Origin of the sequence: Calidithermus terrae, assembly GCF_003574345.1 — a bacterium.
GTDB lineage: Bacteria > Deinococcota > Deinococci > Deinococcales > Thermaceae > Calidithermus > Calidithermus chliarophilus.
This window is the reverse complement of record NZ_QXDL01000018.1, coordinates 1-23,122: the sequence shown is the minus strand read 5'-3', so window position 1 is coordinate 23,122 and position 23,122 is coordinate 1. Positions and strand designations below refer to the sequence as shown.

13 protein-coding genes and 1 CRISPR repeat array are annotated in these 23,122 nt (G+C 61.9%); all 13 genes read left to right on the top strand.

Features of this window, described 5'->3' with window-relative positions; all coding sequences use genetic code 11:
* Positions 1-8: 8 nt before the first annotated feature.
* The 13 genes from cas5c (at position 9) to Mterra_RS03650 (ending at position 23,083) form a co-directional block, all read left to right on the top strand.
* A complete protein-coding gene (cas5c, locus tag Mterra_RS03710) occupies positions 9-698 on the top strand; it encodes a type I-C CRISPR-associated protein Cas5c (protein ID WP_119313946.1) in 690 nt (229 codons plus the stop codon).
* Positions 698-2,485 carry a type I-C CRISPR-associated protein Cas8c/Csd1 gene (gene cas8c / locus Mterra_RS03705; protein WP_119313945.1) on the top strand — a complete coding sequence of 596 codons (1,788 nt, stop codon included), beginning with the start codon at positions 698-700 and terminating at the stop codon, positions 2,483-2,485. The genes cas5c and cas8c overlap by 1 nt, the downstream gene beginning before the upstream one ends.
* Positions 2,482-3,366, top strand: coding sequence for a type I-C CRISPR-associated protein Cas7/Csd2 (gene cas7c / locus Mterra_RS03700; RefSeq protein ID WP_119313944.1), 885 nt, complete (start codon positions 2,482-2,484; stop codon positions 3,364-3,366). Before cas8c ends, cas7c begins: the two co-directional genes overlap by 4 nt.
* On the top strand, positions 3,363-3,992 hold the full coding sequence (gene cas4 / locus Mterra_RS03695) for a CRISPR-associated protein Cas4 (RefSeq protein ID WP_245971519.1): 630 nt from the start codon (positions 3,363-3,365) through the stop codon (positions 3,990-3,992). Before cas7c ends, cas4 begins: the two co-directional genes overlap by 4 nt.
* Positions 3,989-5,002: a type I-C CRISPR-associated endonuclease Cas1c gene (cas1c, locus tag Mterra_RS03690; protein ID WP_119313943.1), complete on the top strand. Its 1,014-nt coding sequence runs from the start codon at positions 3,989-3,991 to the stop codon at positions 5,000-5,002. The genes cas4 and cas1c overlap by 4 nt, the downstream gene beginning before the upstream one ends.
* Positions 5,003-5,012: 10 nt before the next feature.
* Entirely contained in the window at positions 5,013-5,312 is a 300-nt protein-coding gene (cas2, locus tag Mterra_RS03685; protein ID WP_027893397.1) for a CRISPR-associated endonuclease Cas2, read from the top strand.
* A 179-nt stretch (positions 5,313-5,491) separates the two neighbouring features.
* Positions 5,492-15,587: a CRISPR direct-repeat array (repeat unit 37 nt; unit sequence GTTGCAGTGGGCAATTAAGCCCACTGAGGATTGAAAC).
* A gap of 119 nt (positions 15,588-15,706) precedes the next feature.
* Positions 15,707-16,330: an RNA polymerase sigma factor gene (locus Mterra_RS21745; protein ID WP_147372533.1), complete on the top strand. Its 624-nt coding sequence runs from the start codon at positions 15,707-15,709 to the stop codon at positions 16,328-16,330.
* Positions 16,327-16,680, top strand: a complete 354-nt coding sequence (locus Mterra_RS03675; protein ID WP_119313941.1) for a hypothetical protein — start codon at positions 16,327-16,329, stop codon at positions 16,678-16,680. Before Mterra_RS21745 ends, Mterra_RS03675 begins: the two co-directional genes overlap by 4 nt.
* 221 nt (positions 16,681-16,901) lie before the next feature.
* On the top strand, positions 16,902-17,402 hold the full coding sequence (locus tag Mterra_RS03670) for an ImmA/IrrE family metallo-endopeptidase (RefSeq protein ID WP_147372532.1): 501 nt from the start codon (positions 16,902-16,904) through the stop codon (positions 17,400-17,402).
* A gap of 110 nt (positions 17,403-17,512) precedes the next feature.
* Positions 17,513-18,727 (top strand): hypothetical protein, encoded by a 1,215-nt coding sequence (locus Mterra_RS03665; RefSeq protein WP_147372531.1) that lies wholly within the window; start codon positions 17,513-17,515, stop codon positions 18,725-18,727.
* A 9-nt stretch (positions 18,728-18,736) separates the two neighbouring features.
* Positions 18,737-20,605: an ATP-binding protein gene (locus Mterra_RS03660; RefSeq protein ID WP_218022869.1), complete on the top strand. Its 1,869-nt coding sequence runs from the start codon at positions 18,737-18,739 to the stop codon at positions 20,603-20,605.
* 239 nt (positions 20,606-20,844) lie between these two features.
* Entirely contained in the window at positions 20,845-21,978 is a 1,134-nt protein-coding gene (locus Mterra_RS03655; RefSeq protein WP_119313938.1) for a DNA methyltransferase, read from the top strand.
* Positions 21,979-22,186: 208 nt separating this feature from the next.
* Complete coding sequence (locus Mterra_RS03650) at positions 22,187-23,083, top strand: DUF429 domain-containing protein (RefSeq protein ID WP_119313937.1); 897 nt, start codon at positions 22,187-22,189, stop codon at positions 23,081-23,083.
* The last annotated feature ends 39 nt before the right edge of the window (positions 23,084-23,122 follow it).

Here is a 23,122-nt window from a genome sequence, read left to right as displayed (position 1 = left end):
AGCCTGGAATGGTAGCTGTGAAGGTATGGGGCGAGTACGCCTGCTTCACCCGCCCCGAGAACAAGGTGGAGCGAGTCTCCTACGACGTGATGACTCCCAGTGCAGCCAGAGGGGTGCTCGAGGCCATCTTCTGGAAGCCCGAATTCCGCTGGAGGGTGCGCGAAATCTGGGTGCTCAACCCCATCAAGCGCTTCTCCATCCTCCGCAACGAGGTCAATACCGTGGCCTCAGCCCGCTCCGCCCAAGGCTGGCAGAAGTTGGGCGGGGGTTTCTTCGCCGAGGAAGACCGTGCCCAGCGCAATGCACTGGTTCTCAAGGACGTGGCCTACGTGATCCGGGCCGACCTCGAGATCGCCCCCCACGCCACCGACCCTCTCGCCAAGTACCGCGAGATCTTCGAGCGGCGGGTAGAGAAGGGCCAGGCCCGCCACCAACCCTACCTGGGCACGCGGGAGTTCACCGGCTACTTCGCCCCGGTGAGCGCCGAAGACCGGCCGCTCGAGGCGCTCACCGAAGACTTAGGCCGGATGCTCTTCGACCTCGAGTTCACCGAGGATAAGGACGGGCCGGTCAAGTTCCGCAAGCACGGCGCCAACGGGGGAGCGTGGGTGAAGGGGAGAGCAGTCCCCAAATTCTTCGCGGCGCGGCTCGAGCGGGGCGTTCTGAAAGCCCCTGACTTGTACAGGAGCGTGAACTGATGCTCTTGCAGCAGCTAGTAGCCTACGCCGAGCGGCTGGAGCGCGAGGAGGCCGGCGGCAGTTCCAAAGCGCCGTTCATGTACCAGGAGCAGCCAGTTCGCTGGCTGATCTACATGGACGCACAAGGGAATTTCCAGCGCCTCGAGCGCACCTCCGACGGCTCGGGGAAGAAGAGTGACCGGGGGAAGCGTCTGCTCACCCCGCACGTCATCCGGACCATGGCCCCAAGGGCCAAGCTCCTCGCCGATAACGGGGAGTACGTGCTCGGGCTGAGCAAGGAGGGGGCCGACGCTTCCAAGGTTCAGCAGCGCCACGAGCTCTTCAAGCAGGAGGTGTTGGCCTGTGCCAAAGCCACGGAAATACCCGAAGTCTGGGCTGTGCATCGCTTCCTGGAAGTCCTGGATCTCTCCAAACTAAGCCTAGAAGCCGATTTCAGCGCGGACGACAACCTGACCTTCGTGGTGGACGGGGTGCGACCGATCGACCTTCCCGAGGTCCAGCGGTACTGGGCAGACCAGTTCGCGGTGACGGAAGGTGCCAATGGCGCGAAGGGGCTCAAGGCCGAGTGCCTGATCTCGGGTGCCGTCGGGCCGGTCATGGATCGTGAGCCCGTCAAGATCAAGGGAATCCCCGGCGGCCAGACCTCAGGGATGAACTTCATCTCAGCCAACGCGGCTGCTTTCGAGTCGTACGGGCTCTCGGCCTCCCAGATCGCCCCGGTCCGCCTCGACCTCGCCGAAAAGTACGCCAACGCCCTCAACCACCTGCTCAAGAACGAGTCCACCCATCTCCGCGTGGGGCCGGTGGTCTACGCCTTCTGGACCAGGACCAGCCCAATCCCGCCCGTGGCCGAGTTGTTGAAAAACCCTCGAGGCGAGAGTGTCCTCGATCGGCTCAAGCGGGGAGCGGAGGCCAGGCCAAAGATTGCCGCCGACGCGCAGCAGGTGCGCAACGCCATCCAGGGCATATTCAGCGGCAGGGAGTTCACCGCTCTCCCCGAGGACGAGTTTTACGCCGTGAGCCTTTCGGCGAGCGGGAGCCGCGTGGTGGTGCGCGACCACGTCACCGTAACGGTCAAGGAGGTCCGGCGGAACCTCGAGCGCTACTTCGAGAGCCAGGAGCTCTATGACCTCGAGCCCTTCGGTATCTATGCGCTGGCGGGGAGTCTCTACCGAGACGCCAACAAAGAGATGGTCGCCTCCGTCCCTACGGCGATCACGGCCTTCGCCCTCAAACAAACCCCGCTGCCGTGGGCCTTCCTGGCCCAACTGGCCGCGCGCAACCGCGCCGAGCAGCGGGTGACCGCCCCTCGAGCCGTCCTCACCCGAATGGTGCTTATCTCTGGAGGAAAGATCGGTATGAATGAACTCAAGCGTCTGGAACCCGACCGGCCGGACTCCCCCGGCTACCACCTGGGGCGGCTCATGGCCCTGCTGGAAGACCTTCAGTACGCCGCCCTCGGCAAGGTCAACACCACCGTCACCGACCGGTTTTATGGCTCCTTGAGCAGCACCCCGGTGATGCCCTACCGCGCCCTGATGAACGGGGCACAGGCCCACCTCAGCAAGCTCCGCAAAGACCCCAGCAAGAAGGGGCTACACGGCCTCTTCGAGCGGCGCATCGCTGAGATCTCGCTGCACCTGAAGAGCATCCCCGCCACCCTCGACCTGGAGAACCAGGCGCTGTTCAGTCTCGGTTACTACCACCAGAAAGCCGAAAAGTTCGAAGCCATCGCCGAAGCCAAAGCCGCACAACAGGCCAAGCAGGCCGAAGGAGGAGTCCAGTGAACCCCCACCTCAACCCCGCAGTCCGTCACGACTTCGTGCTCCTGTTCGACGTCACCAACGGCAACCCCAACGGCGACCCCGACGCCGGTAACCTCCCCCGCGTAGACCCCGAGACCGGCCTGGGCATCGTGACCGACGTGGCCCTCAAGCGTAAGATCCGCAATTTCGTCGATGCCTACAAAGGTAAGGAAGAGCGCTACAAGATTTATGTCCAGCAGGGGGCGATCCTGAACAACCACCACTTGCGCGCCTATACGGCCCTGGGGAAGAAACCCCGAGGGAAGGGTGAGGCTGCCGACCCCGAAGCGCGCAGGTGGATGTGCGACAACTTCTTCGACGTCCGGGCCTTCGGCGCGGTGATGAGCACGGAGGTCAACTGCGGACAGGTGCGGGGCCCCGTTCAGCTCACCTTCGCCCGCTCGGTCGATCGCATCCTCCCGATGGACGCCGCCATCACCCGCGTGGCCCTGACGAGGGCGGAGGAGAAGGGAAGCGTGGCCGATGACGAGGGCGAGGAGACCGCCCGTAGCGGGACCATCGGGCGCAAAGCCTACATCCCCTACGGGCTCTACGTCGCCAAAGGCTTCTTCGTGCCGAGCTTCGCCCAGGACACCGGGTTCAACTCCGAGGACCTGGCGGTGCTCTGGACGGCCCTCGAGCAGATGTGGGACCTCGACCGCTCGGCGAGCCGCGGCTACACCGCATGCCGGGGGCTCTACGTCTTCTCCCACAGCAGCCCGCTGGGGAACGTGGCCGCCCACAAGCTCATCGACCGCATCAAGGTTGAACCTGTGGGGGTGGCCCGGCAATTCTCGGACTATACTGTGCAGGTGGACCGGGAAAACCTGCCCGAAGGGGTGACGCTCACCCAACTGGTATGAGCCCTGAGCTGCGGGGGATGGGGTCATCCCCCATCCCCATTTCTGCCCTGCAGCACTACGTCTACTGCCCCCGCCAGTGCGCCCTGATCCACCTCGAGCAAGTTTGGGACGAAAACCTCTACACCCTGCGGGGGCGGCGGGCTCATGAGGGCGTGGACGTACCCGAGGGCGTGGTGCGCGAGGGTGTGCGGGTCGAGTATGCCCTGCCGCTCTGGTCGGACCGGCTGGGCATCGCCGGGCGGGCCGACGTGGTGGAGTTCGCCGACGGCCTGCCCTACCCGGTCGAGCACAAAGTAGGCTCGCGCTGGGCCAAGCGGGCCGATCAGGTGCAGCTTTGCGCCCAGGGGATGTGCCTGGAAGAAATGTTCGGCGTGCGAGTGCCGGCGGGGGCGCTGTTCTACAAAGCCTCCCGGCGCAGGCTCGAGGTGGCCTTCACTCCAGAGCTGCGGGCCGAGGTGGAGCGGATAGTCGCGGAGGTGCGGCGGCTGCTCGAGCAGGACCAGCTCCCGCCCCCGGTTGCCGACGCCCGCTGCCCCCACTGCTCGCTGATCGACACCTGCATGCCCTACGTCAGCTCCGCGATGGCCGCGCACCTGCCGTCACCGCCCAGCTCGGGGGAGCCATGAACACCCAGTTGCTCAACACCCTTTACGTCCAGGCCCAGGGGGCCTACCTGCGCCTCCAGGGCGATACGGTACGCGTCGAGGTGGAGGGCAGCCTCAAGTGCCAGATCCCGCTGCACCACCTCGACGGCCTGTGCCTTTTCGGCAACGTGCTCGTCTCGCCCTTTTTGCTCCACCGCTGCGCCCAGGACGGCCGCGAGGTGGCCTGGTACGGCGAGAACGGGCGCTTTCAGGGGCGCCTAGCCGGCCCGGTCTCGGGGAACGTGCTCCTGCGGCGGGCCCAGCACCAGGCGCTAGACGCCAAGGCCGTATACCTTGCCCAGCGCTTCGTGGAGAGTAAGCTCAGGAATACCCGGGCGCTGCTTCAACGGGCGATGCGCGAACGGGGGGAGACCGAAGCCTTCGCCTCGGCCCTGGCGGAGCACGAAACCTCCTTACGCTGGCTCCCCTACGCACAAACCCTCGACGAAGTCCGCGGCCTGGAGGGTAACGCGGCTTCCGCCTATTTCGCGGCGTTCGGTGAATTGCTAATCGGAGGAGAGTTTTCCTTCAACGGCCGTAACAAGCGTCCTCCCCGCGACCCGGTGAACGCGTTGCTGGGGTTCGTGTATGCCCTTCTAGCCACCCAGTGCACCGCCGCTTTGGAGGGGGTGGGCCTCGACCCGCAGGTGGGTTTCCTGCACGCCCTGCGTCCGGGCCGGAACGCGCTCGCCCTGGACCTCCTCGAGGAGTTCCGCGCCTGGTGGGGTGACCGCCTGGTCCTGGCCCTCCTCAACCGCAAGCAACTGACCTCGAGGCACTTCGAAGAGCGCCCCGGCGGGGCGGTGCTCCTGTCGGAGGACGGCCGCAAGGAGGTGATCGTTGCCTTCCAGAAGCGCCGCCAGGAGACGGTACAGCACCCGCTCTTCAAGGAGCCCGTGCCCATCGGCCTGTTGCCCCACATCCAAGCCCGTCTGCTCGCCCGCTACCTGCGGGGTGACCTGCCAGAGTACGTGCCCTTCGTGGGCAAGTAGGAGTGCACCGATGGAACGGCTCGACATCCTGGTCACCTACGACGTCAACACCGTCTCGGAGGAGGGCAAAGCGCGGCTGGCCCGGGTGGCTAAGGTTTGCAAGAACTACGGCCAGCGCGTCCAGATGTCGGTGTTCGAGTGCCGCGTCACCCGGGCCCAGCTCGAGGAGCTCGAGGCCAAGCTGCTCAAGGTGATCGAGCCCGACAAGGACAGCCTCCGCATCTACACCCTCCCAGGAGGGCGTGAAAAATGCTTGAGAACACACGGGCAAGACCGGTATCAGGACTTCGATGACCCCCTAGTCCTTTAGCGCGAACCCCTAGTAGGTGCGAAAACCCGGGAGGTTCGCGCAAAGCCATTTTGCGGCTTGGGTACTTTGAAAGCTTGGCTATACTGGGAACCACCTCGCACCGCGGAGGTGGCCTCAGCCCCCAGGTTCGCGCGGTACTGGCTATCAATGCAGTCCTGCACGTATGGGTTTTTGAGGCCGTTGCAGTGGGCAATTAAGCCCACTGAGGATTGAAACTGCGCCCTCGCGCGTTGGGGGAACGGCCCGGTGCGCGTTGCAGTGGGCAATTAAGCCCACTGAGGATTGAAACCTCAGCAGCCAATAGCTCGAGGTACTGGATGGTGGTTGCAGTGGGCAATTAAGCCCACTGAGGATTGAAACAAGGGCCGGGGCATCGCCGACCCCGACGCCGCCGTTGCAGTGGGCAATTAAGCCCACTGAGGATTGAAACCTCCTGCTTCTTGGCAGTCTCCAGCGTGATGAGGTCGTTGCAGTGGGCAATTAAGCCCACTGAGGATTGAAACTAGCCTCATGCCCCCACCTCCCCCCAACCCCGGTTGCAGTGGGCAATTAAGCCCACTGAGGATTGAAACCAGTCCGCCACCCTCAGCCTCAGCAGCACCGACCTCGTTGCAGTGGGCAATTAAGCCCACTGAGGATTGAAACGCAACAGCCTCCAGTTTGGGCTTCCCGTAGCGCTGTTGCAGTGGGCAATTAAGCCCACTGAGGATTGAAACGACGTGTTCCGCCTGCTCGAGCACGGCGGCGACTGTTGCAGTGGGCAATTAAGCCCACTGAGGATTGAAACCCGGCCTTCGACGTCATCATCCCCGACACGGTGGTTGCAGTGGGCAATTAAGCCCACTGAGGATTGAAACTCTATTGCAAGAAGTCATTGAGTTTGTTGGACGCGGGTTGCAGTGGGCAATTAAGCCCACTGAGGATTGAAACCGTTTGCGCCCCTCGTGCTCGCCCTGGCCCTTGAAGTTGCAGTGGGCAATTAAGCCCACTGAGGATTGAAACAGCTTGGGTCATGGTTCCCCCTCAGAGCCCGCACGTTGCAGTGGGCAATTAAGCCCACTGAGGATTGAAACCTCCGTCTCGTCGTAGTGGCGTAGCTGGACGCTCGGTTGCAGTGGGCAATTAAGCCCACTGAGGATTGAAACTTCGCCCCCAACCCCAGCACCACGCTCGGAACGGGGTTGCAGTGGGCAATTAAGCCCACTGAGGATTGAAACAAGAACGGGGCCTGGAACCCCCTGAGCGCCCGCCGTTGCAGTGGGCAATTAAGCCCACTGAGGATTGAAACGGCCAAGGAGATCGTGGCGGTGCCGATCCTCACCACGGGTTGCAGTGGGCAATTAAGCCCACTGAGGATTGAAACCCTTTCGAGATTTTGCCGTCCTGCACGATTCAAAGTTGCAGTGGGCAATTAAGCCCACTGAGGATTGAAACGCCGTCGAGCGCACCGTGCGCCAGGGCGTGGCCTCGTTGCAGTGGGCAATTAAGCCCACTGAGGATTGAAACTTCCAGTGGCTGAGGATCAGCTCGAGCGCCTGTTGTTGCAGTGGGCAATTAAGCCCACTGAGGATTGAAACAGCCAGGCATTCAGTGCAGTCCGGCAATTCGTAGGTTGCAGTGGGCAATTAAGCCCACTGAGGATTGAAACCCCCACCGGTCTCCTCGACGAAGGTCAGGCTGGTGGTTGCAGTGGGCAATTAAGCCCACTGAGGATTGAAACTAGGGGCCTTACAGCGCCTCACAACCCCCTCGTCGTTGCAGTGGGCAATTAAGCCCACTGAGGATTGAAACCCGGGGATGCTCGAGGCCGCCCTGAGCCGGCCCGGTTGCAGTGGGCAATTAAGCCCACTGAGGATTGAAACATGAGAGATACCCGCTACGTCTACGGGGCCACCTGGTTGCAGTGGGCAATTAAGCCCACTGAGGATTGAAACCTGGCGGTCTGCCCGAACGTGGGGTCCTCGATCTTCGTTGCAGTGGGCAATTAAGCCCACTGAGGATTGAAACGTGTAGGGGGCCAGATAGGTCTCGGCCTCGGGGGTTGCAGTGGGCAATTAAGCCCACTGAGGATTGAAACTCGTGATGGGAAGAGCGTGGTGCGTTGGCGCGACGTTGCAGTGGGCAATTAAGCCCACTGAGGATTGAAACGAGGCCCGCTGCGAGCTGCGCGGGCTCAAGCGGGCGTTGCAGTGGGCAATTAAGCCCACTGAGGATTGAAACTCCCTATCGGCTTTTTTCTTGGTGCCAAGGGGCGGTTGCAGTGGGCAATTAAGCCCACTGAGGATTGAAACAGCGGTGAGGGTGACGAAAACGAAACTGCCGTCGTTGCAGTGGGCAATTAAGCCCACTGAGGATTGAAACCCCTCCACCCCGCGAATGTACAGCTCCGGCAGGGGGTTGCAGTGGGCAATTAAGCCCACTGAGGATTGAAACTTCAGCCAGGAGAAGGACGATGAACGGTAAAAACGTTGCAGTGGGCAATTAAGCCCACTGAGGATTGAAACCAGACGAACACCAGCAGATCACCCATTCCTCCGGTTGCAGTGGGCAATTAAGCCCACTGAGGATTGAAACTGGCGCGAGCGCAGGCCGCTCGTGCTCGCCTGCGTTGCAGTGGGCAATTAAGCCCACTGAGGATTGAAACCCATCGAGGAGAAGCCCTGGCAGATCGGTCTCATCGGTTGCAGTGGGCAATTAAGCCCACTGAGGATTGAAACTTGTGGCACTCTGTGCTTGCACAACACCTCCGTTGCAGTGGGCAATTAAGCCCACTGAGGATTGAAACGCGCTGCTGACGGAGACCGGGCCGGACGCCCTGCGGTTGCAGTGGGCAATTAAGCCCACTGAGGATTGAAACCGCAGTTCCGTGATCTGGGCGCGCAGGGCGAGGTTGCAGTGGGCAATTAAGCCCACTGAGGATTGAAACCAGAAGCCGCAGGCCACCTGCCGCAGGGCGCTGTTGCAGTGGGCAATTAAGCCCACTGAGGATTGAAACGATGTCCATATCCCCTCCACGACCAGCGTAGCCGTTGCAGTGGGCAATTAAGCCCACTGAGGATTGAAACGTTAGCCCCAGCATCTGGCTGGGGCGGCAGCCGTAGCGCGTTGCAGTGGGCAATTAAGCCCACTGAGGATTGAAACGGGACAGGGGGGGCTCGAGGCGTCCCGGTTTCGGGGTTGCAGTGGGCAATTAAGCCCACTGAGGATTGAAACCCCCCGGCGCGGTGGGCATCCTGATCCAGACCCGGTTGCAGTGGGCAATTAAGCCCACTGAGGATTGAAACACCTGGGGCGAGATCCACGACAAGGCGGTGCAGGAGGGTTGCAGTGGGCAATTAAGCCCACTGAGGATTGAAACCTCTTCCTGGCCGACGGGGTGGTCAGGACCACGCGTTGCAGTGGGCAATTAAGCCCACTGAGGATTGAAACGGCGATCAACCCTCAACGCTCGACCCTCGACCCTCGTTGCAGTGGGCAATTAAGCCCACTGAGGATTGAAACCACCCCGCGCACGCTGGCTTTGTAGATGGCGGTGGTTGCAGTGGGCAATTAAGCCCACTGAGGATTGAAACACCGGGCTGATGTGGTGGGTGGCGGCCGCCGTGGGTTGCAGTGGGCAATTAAGCCCACTGAGGATTGAAACCAAGCCGGGGCCCAAGCCTACGGGCCGGACCAAACGTTGCAGTGGGCAATTAAGCCCACTGAGGATTGAAACCAGTTCGGCAAGCCGGGGGGCGAGAACAGCTCGGTGTTGCAGTGGGCAATTAAGCCCACTGAGGATTGAAACCGCCAGACCGCCGTCAACTTCACCCTCGACTCGGGGTTGCAGTGGGCAATTAAGCCCACTGAGGATTGAAACTCCTCGGCCCGCCTCAGGGCGGGGGCGGCCAGCTCGTTGCAGTGGGCAATTAAGCCCACTGAGGATTGAAACTCGCGCTCGTAGAACTCCAGGAGCCCTGGGCCCTGTTGCAGTGGGCAATTAAGCCCACTGAGGATTGAAACGTGGCGCCTGGGCCGCGCCCCTGAGCTCGAGGTCATGTTGCAGTGGGCAATTAAGCCCACTGAGGATTGAAACAAGGCGTACCGCCGCTGAGGCGGGCGCGGGAGGGGGGTTGCAGTGGGCAATTAAGCCCACTGAGGATTGAAACCCGGGTGCTCACCCTCGAGGACTTCCGGGCCGGGCGGGTTGCAGTGGGCAATTAAGCCCACTGAGGATTGAAACACCGCCCAGGCGGGCTATACCTCGAACTCGGGGTCGGTTGCAGTGGGCAATTAAGCCCACTGAGGATTGAAACGCAAGCTCGCCAGCCTGCCCACCGACCTGCCCGACGTTGCAGTGGGCAATTAAGCCCACTGAGGATTGAAACAACTTGTACATAACTGTTATCCGGAACTCGTATTGGTTGCAGTGGGCAATTAAGCCCACTGAGGATTGAAACAACTCGGCGGGCGGCGGGGGGCTGGTCTACCACGGTTGCAGTGGGCAATTAAGCCCACTGAGGATTGAAACGCCCTCAGCCCCCAGGCGCGGGCCCTGCTCGAGGCCGGTTGCAGTGGGCAATTAAGCCCACTGAGGATTGAAACCTGGGCCTCAGCGGCATCACCGGCTACCCGACGCCGTTGCAGTGGGCAATTAAGCCCACTGAGGATTGAAACTCCCAGTCGTTGATGAGCAGCTGGCGCACCTGCTGGTTGCAGTGGGCAATTAAGCCCACTGAGGATTGAAACTACACCGACCACCTGGGGCAGAAGGCCCTGCCGGCGTTGCAGTGGGCAATTAAGCCCACTGAGGATTGAAACAGCGCCCGCCACGGTTGTGCCCCACGGCGCGGTTGTTGCAGTGGGCAATTAAGCCCACTGAGGATTGAAACTCCGGCGGCAGCGTCGCGAGCAGGAAGTCGCGGGTTGCAGTGGGCAATTAAGCCCACTGAGGATTGAAACTGCACCGGCGGCACCTGGTGCGGCAGCAGCTCAGTGTTGCAGTGGGCAATTAAGCCCACTGAGGATTGAAACACATAGACACTCACGGGATTTGCTCGAGGGTGGAGGTTGCAGTGGGCAATTAAGCCCACTGAGGATTGAAACCCTTCCGGCACCTCCACCCCCTCGCCCTGGAAGGTTGCAGTGGGCAATTAAGCCCACTGAGGATTGAAACGGCTATGATTTTTGGGCCGCTGAAGAAATCCCTGGAGTTGCAGTGGGCAATTAAGCCCACTGAGGATTGAAACTTAAAAATTGGCCCGAAGCGGGCGGATGGGTACGGGAGTTGCAGTGGGCAATTAAGCCCACTGAGGATTGAAACTTGTTCCCCTCGACGTACTCGGTCAGGGGCGCGTGGGTTGCAGTGGGCAATTAAGCCCACTGAGGATTGAAACCTCGCTCAGGCCCACCAGCTTCGCGACCTGGAGGTCGTTGCAGTGGGCAATTAAGCCCACTGAGGATTGAAACACGTGTTGCCGAACTATGCTACCATTGCATCCTGTTGCAGTGGGCAATTAAGCCCACTGAGGATTGAAACGCCGTAGGTGGCGGGATTATCAGGGAAGCGGGCAGTAGGTTGCAGTGGGCAATTAAGCCCACTGAGGATTGAAACGAGCAGCGGCTCCGGCGGGAATGGCTGGCGCGGGAGGTTGCAGTGGGCAATTAAGCCCACTGAGGATTGAAACCTTTCTCCCGATGGCCCGGTAGCGCTTGAGCCACTCCGTTGCAGTGGGCAATTAAGCCCACTGAGGATTGAAACTGACCGGGGCAAGGACTTTGAACCTTGCCCTTGAGGTTGCAGTGGGCAATTAAGCCCACTGAGGATTGAAACTCACTCGTGGACGTGAGTTCGGAATCGGCGCAACAGTTGCAGTGGGCAATTAAGCCCACTGAGGATTGAAACCTGATCCTGCTGATGGTTGTCGCAAAGCGTTGGGGGGTTGCAGTGGGCAATTAAGCCCACTGAGGATTGAAACCAGTCGAGTTGCGCAATGTAGCGCTGGGTTTGATTTGTTGCAGTGGGCAATTAAGCCCACTGAGGATTGAAACTGGCGGGCACGCCCCGGGATGGGGATGGGACTCATCGTTGCAGTGGGCAATTAAGCCCACTGAGGATTGAAACTTATGGCCCGACCTCTCGCCCGCAGCGCGCAAGGGTTGCAGTGGGCAATTAAGCCCACTGAGGATTGAAACTGGCTGGCCTACGCCCTGGCGCTGGCCCTGGCCCTGGTTGCAGTGGGCAATTAAGCCCACTGAGGATTGAAACCGCTGAACATGGTGGGCATCCACGACGCCGCTGATTGTTGCAGTGGGCAATTAAGCCCACTGAGGATTGAAACTTCCGCCAACGGCGCGCCCCTCGCCACCTCATCCACGTTGCAGTGGGCAATTAAGCCCACTGAGGATTGAAACGCCGGGGTGACCGAGATGGGAACGATAAACCGCTGGTTGCAGTGGGCAATTAAGCCCACTGAGGATTGAAACGTCCTGGTGGGGACGGTCCGGGACGACCGTGGCCGGTTGCAGTGGGCAATTAAGCCCACTGAGGATTGAAACTTACCACGCGCGCGCGTATGCCCACGCGTGCGTATGTTGCAGTGGGCAATTAAGCCCACTGAGGATTGAAACTTCTGGACAGGCAGTCGTGGGCGCGGCTCTGCGCGTTGCAGTGGGCAATTAAGCCCACTGAGGATTGAAACCGTATCTGCCCCCCTGTGTACTCTTACGTATGTTGCAGTGGGCAATTAAGCCCACTGAGGATTGAAACTTAATGGTGAGCGGGTAGTGTTGGCCGAGGGACGTTGCAGTGGGCAATTAAGCCCACTGAGGATTGAAACATCCAGAGCGTGCTGCTCCCGGCCATGCGCGGGGGTTGCAGTGGGCAATTAAGCCCACTGAGGATTGAAACACATAGACACTCACGGGATTCGCTCGAAGGTGCAGGTTGCAGTGGGCAATTAAGCCCACTGAGGATTGAAACGCGCCGACCTACAAGCTGCTCATGGAAGCCTGGTTGCAGTGGGCAATTAAGCCCACTGAGGATTGAAACGCGTTGGGCGGGCAAAGGAAAATCCCCCTCGAGGGTTGCAGTGGGCAATTAAGCCCACTGAGGATTGAAACAAACACGTCGCCCGCACCCAAATCCCCAAGACCCGGCGTTGCAGTGGGCAATTAAGCCCACTGAGGATTGAAACTCGTGCACCGGGCGGGGGAGGTGCCGTGACGCCCGTTGCAGTGGGCAATTAAGCCCACTGAGGATTGAAACCTCGCGCAAATCCTCCACGAGTCGGGGGGACGTTGCAGTGGGCAATTAAGCCCACTGAGGATTGAAACACGAGTTTATCCACAGCGCGTAACGTTAAAAACGGAGGGTTGCAGTGGGCAATTAAGCCCACTGAGGATTGAAACACAGAAGGCAGGGGGTCGGGAAGCCTCGCTCGTCGTTGCAGTGGGCAATTAAGCCCACTGAGGATTGAAACTTCTTGCCGTCTGCTTGGATCCAGCACCATTTCTCGTTGCAGTGGGCAATTAAGCCCACTGAGGATTGAAACCACGAGGAGCGCGGGCGGTGGCCCGCCGTGGGGGGTTGCAGTGGGCAATTAAGCCCACTGAGGATTGAAACTGCCGCTTAGTGAGCGGATTCGGCAGGCGAATATTGGTTGCAGTGGGCAATTAAGCCCACTGAGGATTGAAACCTCCGTTACGCTTGTTACGCTACGAGACTCTGGATAAGTTGCAGTGGGCAATTAAGCCCACTGAGGATTGAAACTGGTCCATCGGCGTCGCGCGCACCACGATGCCGCGTTGCAGTGGGCAATTAAGCCCACTGAGGATTGAAACGCCGCCCTTCACCGAATGGATAGTCCCCACCACGTTGCAGTGGGCAATTAAGCCCACTGAGGATTGAAACCCCAAGCGGGTGGGGAGCGACCTGAAGGCCTGGACCGTTGCAGTGGGCAATTAAGCCCACTGAGGATTGAAACGACCGCCCTGAGGAGGCCGAGGCTGCGCGTCAGCAGGTTGCAGTGGGCAATTAAGCCCACTGAGGATTGAAACACAGGGGGACTACGCCCGTGCCCTCGAGGACACCGTTGCAGTGGGCAATTAAGCCCACTGAGGATTGAAACATCGGCCAGGGGGTCGGAGCCGTGGTGGGAGTAGGTTGCAGTGGGCAATTAAGCCCACTGAGGATTGAAACGATTCTAAAAATGGTGCCTCTGCTCGAGCGTTACGTTGCAGTGGGCAATTAAGCCCACTGAGGATTGAAACCATGATGCTTAGCAGCGAGCTCGCCGAAACTCGCCCGTTGCAGTGGGCAATTAAGCCCACTGAGGATTGAAACCCCAGCTCGTAGCGCTGCTGGAGCACGCGAAGGTTGCAGTGGGCAATTAAGCCCACTGAGGATTGAAACTTCCGGGTGGATCGCCACCCGGCTCCCCACCGAGGGGGGTTGCAGTGGGCAATTAAGCCCACTGAGGATTGAAACCTTCCCCGCCCCCGGCGACTACCTGCTGCAGCTGGTTGCAGTGGGCAATTAAGCCCACTGAGGATTGAAACTTGGCCTAGCCGGAGCAGTAGTCGGATTCCTGGTTGGGTTGCAGTGGGCAATTAAGCCCACTGAGGATTGAAACGTATCCTGCGATATAGATTGCAGGCAAGGCCTCTAGGTTGCAGTGGGCAATTAAGCCCACTGAGGATTGAAACTGGTTTCGAACCAGAACACGGGGTAGATGATGATGCAAGTTGCAGTGGGCAATTAAGCCCACTGAGGATTGAAACTCCAGCGCCGCCGCCATGCGGTCGAAGGCGGACTGGTTGCAGTGGGCAATTAAGCCCACTGAGGATTGAAACTGCTTGGTGGTCTGGCTGATGTTGAGGGTGGCGGTTGCAGTGGGCAATTAAGCCCACTGAGGATTGAAACCCGTCCTGCTGGTGGGTAGGCCGCCGGCGGTCGAAGTGTTGCAGTGGGCAATTAAGCCCACTGAGGATTGAAACCCCGAATCCGTCGCGGCGGCGCTGGCCTCGCGCGAGGTTGCAGTGGGCAATTAAGCCCACTGAGGATTGAAACTGCGGCTCACCGAGGCCGCCACCCGCATCCTCCAGGTTGCAGTGGGCAATTAAGCCCACTGAGGATTGAAACCCTTATCTGGCAGCAATGTAGCCGCCCCCCGGGGCGTTGCAGTGGGCAATTAAGCCCACTGAGGATTGAAACAACCGGGAACTCCATTACGTATCCGGTGGCGTCAACTAGTTGCAGTGGGCAATTAAGCCCACTGAGGATTGAAACATCCGGACCCCCTCACGTCGCCCTCCAGGAAAGCGTTGCAGTGGGCAATTAAGCCCACTGAGGATTGAAACTTCCCCGCCCCCGGCGACTACCTGCTGCAGCTGGTTGCAGTGGGCAATTAAGCCCACTGAGGATTGAAACCGCCACCACCCGGGCCGCCTCGGGGATGAGCGGTGTTGCAGTGGGCAATTAAGCCCACTGAGGATTGAAACAGGCCATCCACGCCTTCCCCGGCAACCACGACGCCCGTTGCAGTGGGCAATTAAGCCCACTGAGGATTGAAACATCTATCTGTATCGTCTGCGCTCGACCGCGAGTTGCAGTGGGCAATTAAGCCCACTGAGGATTGAAACTGCTGAGGCTTGGCCTTGGGGTGGATGATCTTGAGTTGCAGTGGGCAATTAAGCCCACTGAGGATTGAAACCGGGGGCGCAGTGGGTGACGTAATGGCGGGAGCCCTGGTTGCAGTGGGCAATTAAGCCCACTGAGGATTGAAACGCCGACGCCGCCGTGCTCATCCGTGTCGACGGGCGTTGCAGTGGGCAATTAAGCCCACTGAGGATTGAAACTACGACCACCGCGACGTGACCCTGACGGTCCCCGGTTGCAGTGGGCAATTAAGCCCACTGAGGATTGAAACCCCCCGTTGCCGATCAGCTCGGCGTTGAGGATCTTGCGGGTTGCAGTGGGCAATTAAGCCCACTGAGGATTGAAACTTTCAAGATGGAGTTCAACCAGGCGCGGCCCTGACCGTTGCAGTGGGCAATTAAGCCCACTGAGGATTGAAACCGGGGAGGTACAGCGCGTTCTGAGCCGGGGGGCGGGTTGCAGTGGGCAATTAAGCCCACTGAGGATTGAAACCTGCTGACCAACGAGGAGGCCAACTGGGGCACCGTGCGTTGCAGTGGGCAATTAAGCCCACTGAGGATTGAAACACCGTCTACCTCGACCCCGCCGAGCGGGAGGAGGTGTTGCAGTGGGCAATTATGCCCACTGAGGATTGAAACGTGCAGCGACACGGTGACGCCCGAGCTGTTGCCGTTGCAGTGGGCAATTAAGCCCTCCTTCTGGCTGGGATTAAGACAGATAGCCAAGCTTTAGAACTCCTCTCCTTTACACTCGAGCCATGCCTCCCTCCCACGATGAGGCAAAAGCCTTGCTTGTCCGGCTGCGTTCAGGCGACCCGACCGCGCCTTCAGATTTAGTCGTGGCTTACCTGGAAGATCTTGCCCGCTGGCTTCAAGGCCGGAACCCAGCCGTAAGTGATGAAGACTGCCTTACTGCTGCCGAGGATGCTTTGCTGGCTTTGATTAAGAACCCTACTAGCTACGACCCGAAGCGAGCCTCGCTCCTGGGATACCTTCGAATGTCCGCTTCTGGCGACCTCAAGAACCGGTGGAGGGCAGAGCAACGGCATGTTTGGCGCAGGACCGGCCTCGAGGATGTCGAACTTTCTCCGGGAGAGGGGAAATACCTTAGGGATGGGGAGGCTGACCCGGCCCAGCGCCTGGAAGTGAAGGAGCCGAGCCAGATGTCTGCAAAGGTGGTAGGCGCTTTACGGGCGCGGCTCAGCCTCGAGGAGCGAAGGGTGATGGATTTGATGCTGGACGGTGAGCGGAAAACCCGGGTCTATGCCGAAGCCTTGGGTCTCTCAGGGCTACCCGCTGCTGAGCAGGAGCGCGAAGTCAAGCGGGTTAAGGACCGGCTCAAAAAGCGTTTAGAGCGCACTTGGGGAAAGGAGAGGCCATGAGCGCCATCCGGCACATGTCTAAACGGGTGGATCAGGACCCCTTCTTCCTTGCTTGGGCACTCCGGGTGTATGCCGAGAGTGAGGCGATGGGCGATCCTGAACTCGCCTCCTTCCTGGGGGGCGAAAGCGATGGCCTTCCCGCCCTGCGGCTGTGCCGGCGCCCTTCATCCGCATCGCCGGCATTTCGGGAGGAACTTCGGGCCATCGCGGGGCGATTCGGCCTCAAGAGCGAAGCCCTAGCCGAGGTGCTGCGCCGGGGCGAGGCGCTCGAGAGCCTACGGGCTGCTGAGGGGGAGGGGTTGTTGATGGCTGCCCGGGATCGACCAGAGCCGGATGAGGGAGAGTCCTGATGAATACCCCTTTGTGGGTGTCGGAGCTGGCCGCCGCCTTCTGGGAGCAAGCAGGGGAGGAGGAGCCGTTCCCCCGGGACTTGCGCCGAGGCGTAGTTCTAGGTCTACCGCTCAGCGTGGTGACCATCCCGGCCCTGAGTGTGGGCGGGGTGAGGCGCTGGTTAGCCCGCAATGGGGTCAATCTCGTTATAGCCGCTCCAGAGCGCAGCCTGCGCGCCTGCTTGGTAGCCCGCTTTGGCAGGGGCATCGTCTTCCTGGACGCCGCCGACCCGCCCGATGAGCAGCGCTTCTCGCTGGCGCACGAGGCGGCTCATTACCTCAGGGACTACTGGAAACCGCGCCAGGAGGCCGTGAAAGGCCTGGGCCCAGGGGTGCTCGAGGTGTTCGACGGGAGAAGGGTCCCTTCCCCTGCCGAGCAGGTTCACTCGCTGCTGGCCCGAATCCCCGTGGAAGCCCACCTGCACCTGATGGAGCGTTCGCCGGAAGGGTTCGCGAGTGACTGCAGGGTTCGGTACGCCGAGGCACAGGCCGACCGTCTGGCCTTCGAACTGCTCGCACCCGCCGAGCATGTTTTGGCAGGTTCCCCCGAGCGGGACCATCTGGTGGAGGTGCTGTGCAGGGTGTACGGGTTGCCTCGCGCTCCTGCCCAGCAGTACGCCTCGACGCTGCTACCCGAAGGCGAGCAGAGCCCCTGGCTCCTTCGCCTGGGGCTCCGGCGCTGAATGTCGAACTTTTAGGGGAGACCGGGAAAAGAGGGTGAGGAGGGGAAGGCAGCATGGCTGGGCGAGATCCCGACGAATACGAGTACGTAGTCAGCGATACGGACGAGCAAGTGCCGGACGTAAGCGCCGAGGAGTACCGGGAGGCCTTCGGTGAGGACATCACCCGTACCCTCGACCTCGAGACCTGGAAGACCGGCGAGGACCTTTCCGAGGTGTACGCCCGCCTCGAGGCCGAGGTGCGTGAGGCCGTCGAGCAGGAGAACCGCACCCGCGAAGAGATCCGCAGGCTGGTTTTCCCTCAGCTCGAGAAGCGCCCAGGAGCCCCGAAGCACGCGGGCGCTCCTTACGCCTGCAAAAGGGCCGGTCTGGAGCAAATCCAGAGGGGACTGCTCTTCAACGGCGGGGTAGAAGCTTGCGATGGTACACGTCAGGTACACGACACCCTGCCTCTGACCATTTACCAGATCGGCGTGAGCCTGGTTTCGTACCGGGGTGATCAGGGCACATGGGTCCACCGGCTGTTCCGCCGGGATTTGCGTGCCAACCCCGGCGGGGGAAACCCTGCTGATGAGGCGCTGGAATTGCTCCAGCGGCGCAGCCATCGGGCCGGCCAGAACCAGGAGAGCCCACGCGACAAGATCAGCAACCTGGCCGGGCGGGCCGTCATGAGCTATGCCGAGCGGGCCATCCTGTTGCGCCGCTCGCAGGCCGTCTGGCGCATGGGACACGGCAATCCCGCGCCCTACGAGCTCATCACCGGCTCCGGGACGATGGACATGATGGTGGAGTCCACCAAGGTGATCCGTGAGCTCGTGGAGCACCACCAGAAGTTCGTTTACGTCGCCAGCGAGCCCAGCGACCGCTTGTTGCTCACGATCGGGCAGGCCCTTTACCCGCTCGAGTACGCCATCGTGGGCAGTTTGCAGGAGGCGATCGGCAAGACCGTAGAGAATGGCCACTATCGGATGAAGGTAAACGTGGACATGACCTGGGATGGGAGAAAGATCGACAGCCCCGAGGCTTGGATCCGCCGTTTCCGCGACTTCGTGGCCCCCCAGGTGGTAGTAGGTGTCTACCGGGCTACCCCCGCCGCCCCCGCCCAGGTCTTCTACGCCCACGCCGAACACGCCCACGTGGCCGCCCACATTGCCATTGCCGACAGCATCCTGCAATACCACCGGGGCTTCCCGATGCTCATCGACCTGGCCGACCACGTCTGCTCCCACGTCTTCGGGCGGGAAACCCTCTACGGGCCCGTCTCGACCGCCTACACCGAGGCCGGCGCCCCCTGGCGGTATCTGAGCGAGCGCGCCACCCGCAAGTAAGGAGATGCCATGGACGAATTCCGCTCTGGCAACCCTGCTGAGCCCAAGGAACTTCCCGGCGACTTCATGGAACGGCTCGACCGTGACATCGGCGAGGCTGGGGGTGAGCTCGAGCCGGATGAACTCCGCAAAGGCTCGATCGGTGCCACCATGTTCGACCTGCCCAACAGCGAGGACGGCACGCTGGTGGTGCTGCTGCCCCGTGAGCACCTCCTAAAAGCGCCCTCCCAGGCGCTTTTAAGGATCAAGAGCACCGACGGGCGCACCTACTTGGGGGTGGTTGCCGCCGGACCCTTCGCCGAGCCGGACAGCCTGCGGGGGGACGCTCCCATGCTGGTCAACGTGCAGGCTCGAGGGGGCATTTTTCTGCCCCCCTACCACGGGCGCATCCAGGTGAACCTGCTGGGAGAGGAACGGGCCGATGGCAAACTGGTCCCGCCCCGTTTCCGCCCGCTGCCCAACAGCCCGGTCTTCGTGCTGGACGAGGTTGAGTCGGCGGCGGTGCTCAAGGCTGGCGGAGACATCGGGCTCGGGTTAGCCTTTGGTTACGACGCGATAGAGGTGGGTATCCCTTCCGATCAGAAAGCAGTCTTGCCGCGTCACACGGCTATTCTCGGCACCACCGGCGGGGGAAAGTCCACCACGGTGTCGCGCCTGATCAAGGAGGCGCAGGAAGCGGGCATGGCGGTGATCGTGCTGGATGTGGAAGGGGAATATACCCACCTGCACGAGCCCACCGAAGACCCGAACATGCTCCTGGCGCTCAGCGAGCGTGGCCAGCAGCCCGCCGGCGTCCCAGCGGGCCAGATGACGGTGTACCACCTGGTCGGGCGTGAGCCGGCCAACCCCAAGCACCCCAACCTCAGGGCCTTCTCGCTGCAATTCGCCCGCCTTTCCCCCTACCATGTCGCAGAGATCCTTGAATTCACCGATGCCCAGATAGATCGCTTCCTGTACGCCTATGACATCGCCAAGGCCCTGTTGCGTGGCTTAGGGATTTTCCCTCAGAAAGACGTGACCCCTGAAGAAAGAGCCAGACAGGAAAGATTGGTGCTCGAGCTCGACGAGTTTGAGCGGGGTTACCCACGCCTTACCCTTTCTCTCATGCTTGATGTCGTCGAAGCCTGCTTGGCGACTGTAAAGGGGCATGATCCGGCCCCGTTCAATGAGTTACTCAAAACAGCGGAGGGGAAGCATCTTCTAAACACGCTATTGCATTCCGATAAGTTGCCCAAGGACTCTCGTTCTTGGGGAAGGCTATACAGCAAGCTCTGGCGGCTGAGGCGTTTAGAAGTCTTCGATGTGTCGCCTGGGAAAGTGAGCCCACTGAACTATCGCCAGCTCATCAGGGCGGGGTATGTCTCGGTCTTCGACTTATCAGATACCGGAGCCTCGGAACTCAGCAACATTGCCATAGCAGATTTGCTGAAGGGAATCCAGGAAGCTCAGGATGACGCCTACCATGCCTGGGAACAAGGTAAAGCCGAACCGCCGACGCGGGTGCTGGTGATTATCGAGGAAGCGCACGAGTTCCTGAGTGCCGAACGCATCGACAAAATGCCAATCCTGTTTGAGCAAGTCGCACGCATCGCTAAGCGGGGCCGCAAGCGCTGGCTAGGCCTGGTTTTCATCACCCAACTGCCTCAACACCTGCCCCGGCAGATTTTCGGGCTGGTCAACTCGTACATCCTGCACAAAATCACCGATCCGCAGGTGGTGAGCACGCTCGAGCGGGTCGTGCCGGGCATCGAGAAGAGCCTCTGGCAACGGCTGCCGGGTCTGGCGCCGGGCCAGGCCATCGTGTCCTTCCCCCACATGGGCCGGCCCCTGCTCATCGCGGTGGGCCCCACCCCTTGCAAGCTCCGCATGGTTGAATAGCCCTGTCGCGCTATGGAGGCCCTGAGGGCTGGCTGGGCTTCCTTGGGTGCTGGCCATCAGTTAGGATGAGCCCAGCTATGAGCCTGCCTCGCAAAGGTGTCACCGCATCCTCGAGAGCTGGCCGGGGACGGCAACCCGGGCACAAGGACGATCGGGCCGCCGTCTCTGGCGGCCCTTCTTCGGGCGGACCCGACGCTCAGGTGCCAAGGTTAAGGCCGGTCCACCCCTTTCCTGCGCGCATGGCTCCTGAGATCGCTTTCTCGCAGATGAAACCGCTGCCGCCGGGTTCGCTGATCCTCGACCCTATGGTCGGTTCGGGGACCACCGTGCGCGTGGCGACGGAATTAGGCCACCGGGCACTCGGTTTCGACCTCGACCCGCTAGCCGTCCTGATGTCCCGTGTGTGGACGACGCCGGTGAGCCATGAGGCTCTGACGGGTTCTGCGGCCGAATTGGTTGAATCTGCCAAGGCTCTGGGCAAGGTTGAGCTTCCCTGGATAGATGAGGACTCTAGAACCACGCAATTCGTCAACTTCTGGTTCGCGGACAAGCAACGCCGCCAATTGCGGAGGATTGCCTATCTCCTGAACGCCATGCAAGGGCCCCTCGCGGATGCCCTACGCATCGCTCTGAGCCGCGTCATCATCACGAAGAAAGGGGGTGCTTCACTGGCCTGGGACACCTCACACAGCCGTCCCCACCGCGTGGCCGATGATAACGACTTCGACGTCTACCAGGGTTTTGCCAGATCGGCTGCCGACTTGGCGAAGCTGTTCGAGAAGCAGCCCCCCAAGGACGGGGCGACGATTCTGCTCGGGGACGCCAGGTCGCTCGACGCCACGGAGGACGGCTTGGCCGATGCGGTGATCACCTCCCCGCCTTACCTCAACGCCATTTCCTACCTGCGCGGTCATCGACTTTCTCTGGTTTGGCTGGGCCATAAAGCAGGAGAAAGTTTCCGCTTGAACGGCTCGGGTGCGACGGAAGAACCGGTTGGCTCCCCGGCGCGTGAAGTGCTCGAGCGCATGCTGAGGGAGATGGGGGAGACTGACCGCCTACCGCCGTCAGAACAGCGCATGGTAAAGCGGTACGCGGCAGACTTGCAGGCCATGGTCCGGGAGACGGTGCGCGTGCTCAAGCCAGGCGGTAAGGCCATTTACGTCATCGGCGACTCCTGCCTCCGGGGGGTGCAGGTCAGCAACTCGGCTGCCCTCAGGATTGCCGCCCTAGGGGCAGGCCTGGAGCTTGATCGGGAGTACAGGCGGGAGATCCCCCCCAACCGGCGGTACCTGCCCCCGCCGACCCATCCCGGAGGATCGCCTCTCGAGAAGCGGATGCGGTGGGAGCACGTGCTGGTTTTTGATAAGCCTTAGCGAGAAGGTTGCCTACGCGAGGCTCCCGTAGACCCGCTCGGCCCAGGCCTCGATGCCCTGCCAGCCGCTCCGGCCGTTCCAGGTCTCCGCGAGCTCCCGGTCGCGGCCGACCTCGAGGCCGTTACCGGGCCATTACCTGCGGCCAGGGTTCTGCCGGGGCCGCCGGTCTCATCCGTTCGTTATGTTGTAAACGTAAGATGGCCGGGCCATGCCCCTGCCCGCGGAACGCCCCCCGCGCCCGGCCGGCGCCCTCCCCCGGCTGCCCTTCGCCCGGGTCTACGGGGTGGACTTCAGCGGGGCGCGCCTGGCGGGGCGCAACACCTGGGTGGCGGTGCTCGAGCCGCTGGCGGGCGACGTGCCGCTGCGCCTGGCGCGGCTGGCGAGCCTCGAGGCCCTCTGCGGCAGCGCCGAGCGCGGTGTGGCCCTGCGGCACCTGCTGGGGATGGTGCGGCGCTCGCGGCGCGCGCTGTGGGCGCTCGACCTGCCCTTCGGCCTGCCCCCCGAGCTGCTGGGGCCGGGCGCGGGCTGGGCGCAGGCGCTGGAGCTCATCGCCCGCTGGGAGGGCGGGGCCGAGGAGTTCGGGCGCGAGCTGTGCCGCAGGTCGCTCGAGCGCGTCGGCCGGATGCACCTGCGCCGCAGGACCGACCAGGAGGAGCAGGCCCCCTTCGACCCCTACCACTACCGGGTGGTGCACCAGCTCTTCCACGGCGTGCGCGAGGTGGTCCTGCCCCTGAGCCTCCACCGCACCACCGCCGTGCTGCCCTTCCAGCACGCCAAGCTCGCGGGGGCGCACCGGGTGGTGGTGGAGGCCTGCCCGGCCTCGACGCTGCGCCGGCTGGGGCTGCCCCGCCGGGGCTACAAGCAGACCGCGGGGCGGGAGGAGGACCCGGCCCGCCGCGCGGTGCGGGGGGAGATCCTCCAGGGCCTCGCCCCCCACGTCAGCGTGGGGGAGCGGCACCGCCGCGAGCTCCTGGACAACCGGGGCGGCGACGCGCTCGACGCGCTGGTCGCGGCGGTGGGGGCGGCGCGCGCGTGGGGGGAGACCGACCGCCGCGCCGTGGCCGAGCACCCGCGCTACGCCCTCGAGGGCCGCCTCTACGTCTGAGGGCTCCCGCCGGGTGGCCCCATTCCCCGCCCGCCGCGG

Coding starts and splice junctions, on each gene's coding strand:
- cas2 (WP_027893397.1), top strand. CDS start 5,013: ATGGAACGGCTCGACATCCTGGTCACCTACGACGTCAACACCGTCTCG.
- cas4 (WP_245971519.1), top strand. CDS start 3,363: ATGAGCCCTGAGCTGCGGGGGATGGGGTCATCCCCCATCCCCATTTCT.
- Mterra_RS03660 (WP_218022869.1), top strand. CDS start 18,737: ATGGACGAATTCCGCTCTGGCAACCCTGCTGAGCCCAAGGAACTTCCC.
- cas1c (WP_119313943.1), top strand. CDS start 3,989: ATGAACACCCAGTTGCTCAACACCCTTTACGTCCAGGCCCAGGGGGCC.
- Mterra_RS03650 (WP_119313937.1), top strand. CDS start 22,187: ATGCCCCTGCCCGCGGAACGCCCCCCGCGCCCGGCCGGCGCCCTCCCC.
- cas5c (WP_119313946.1), top strand. CDS start 9: ATGGTAGCTGTGAAGGTATGGGGCGAGTACGCCTGCTTCACCCGCCCC.
- Mterra_RS03655 (WP_119313938.1), top strand. CDS start 20,845: ATGGCTCCTGAGATCGCTTTCTCGCAGATGAAACCGCTGCCGCCGGGT.
- Mterra_RS21745 (WP_147372533.1), top strand. CDS start 15,707: ATGCCTCCCTCCCACGATGAGGCAAAAGCCTTGCTTGTCCGGCTGCGT.
- Mterra_RS03675 (WP_119313941.1), top strand. CDS start 16,327: ATGAGCGCCATCCGGCACATGTCTAAACGGGTGGATCAGGACCCCTTC.
- cas8c (WP_119313945.1), top strand. CDS start 698: ATGCTCTTGCAGCAGCTAGTAGCCTACGCCGAGCGGCTGGAGCGCGAG.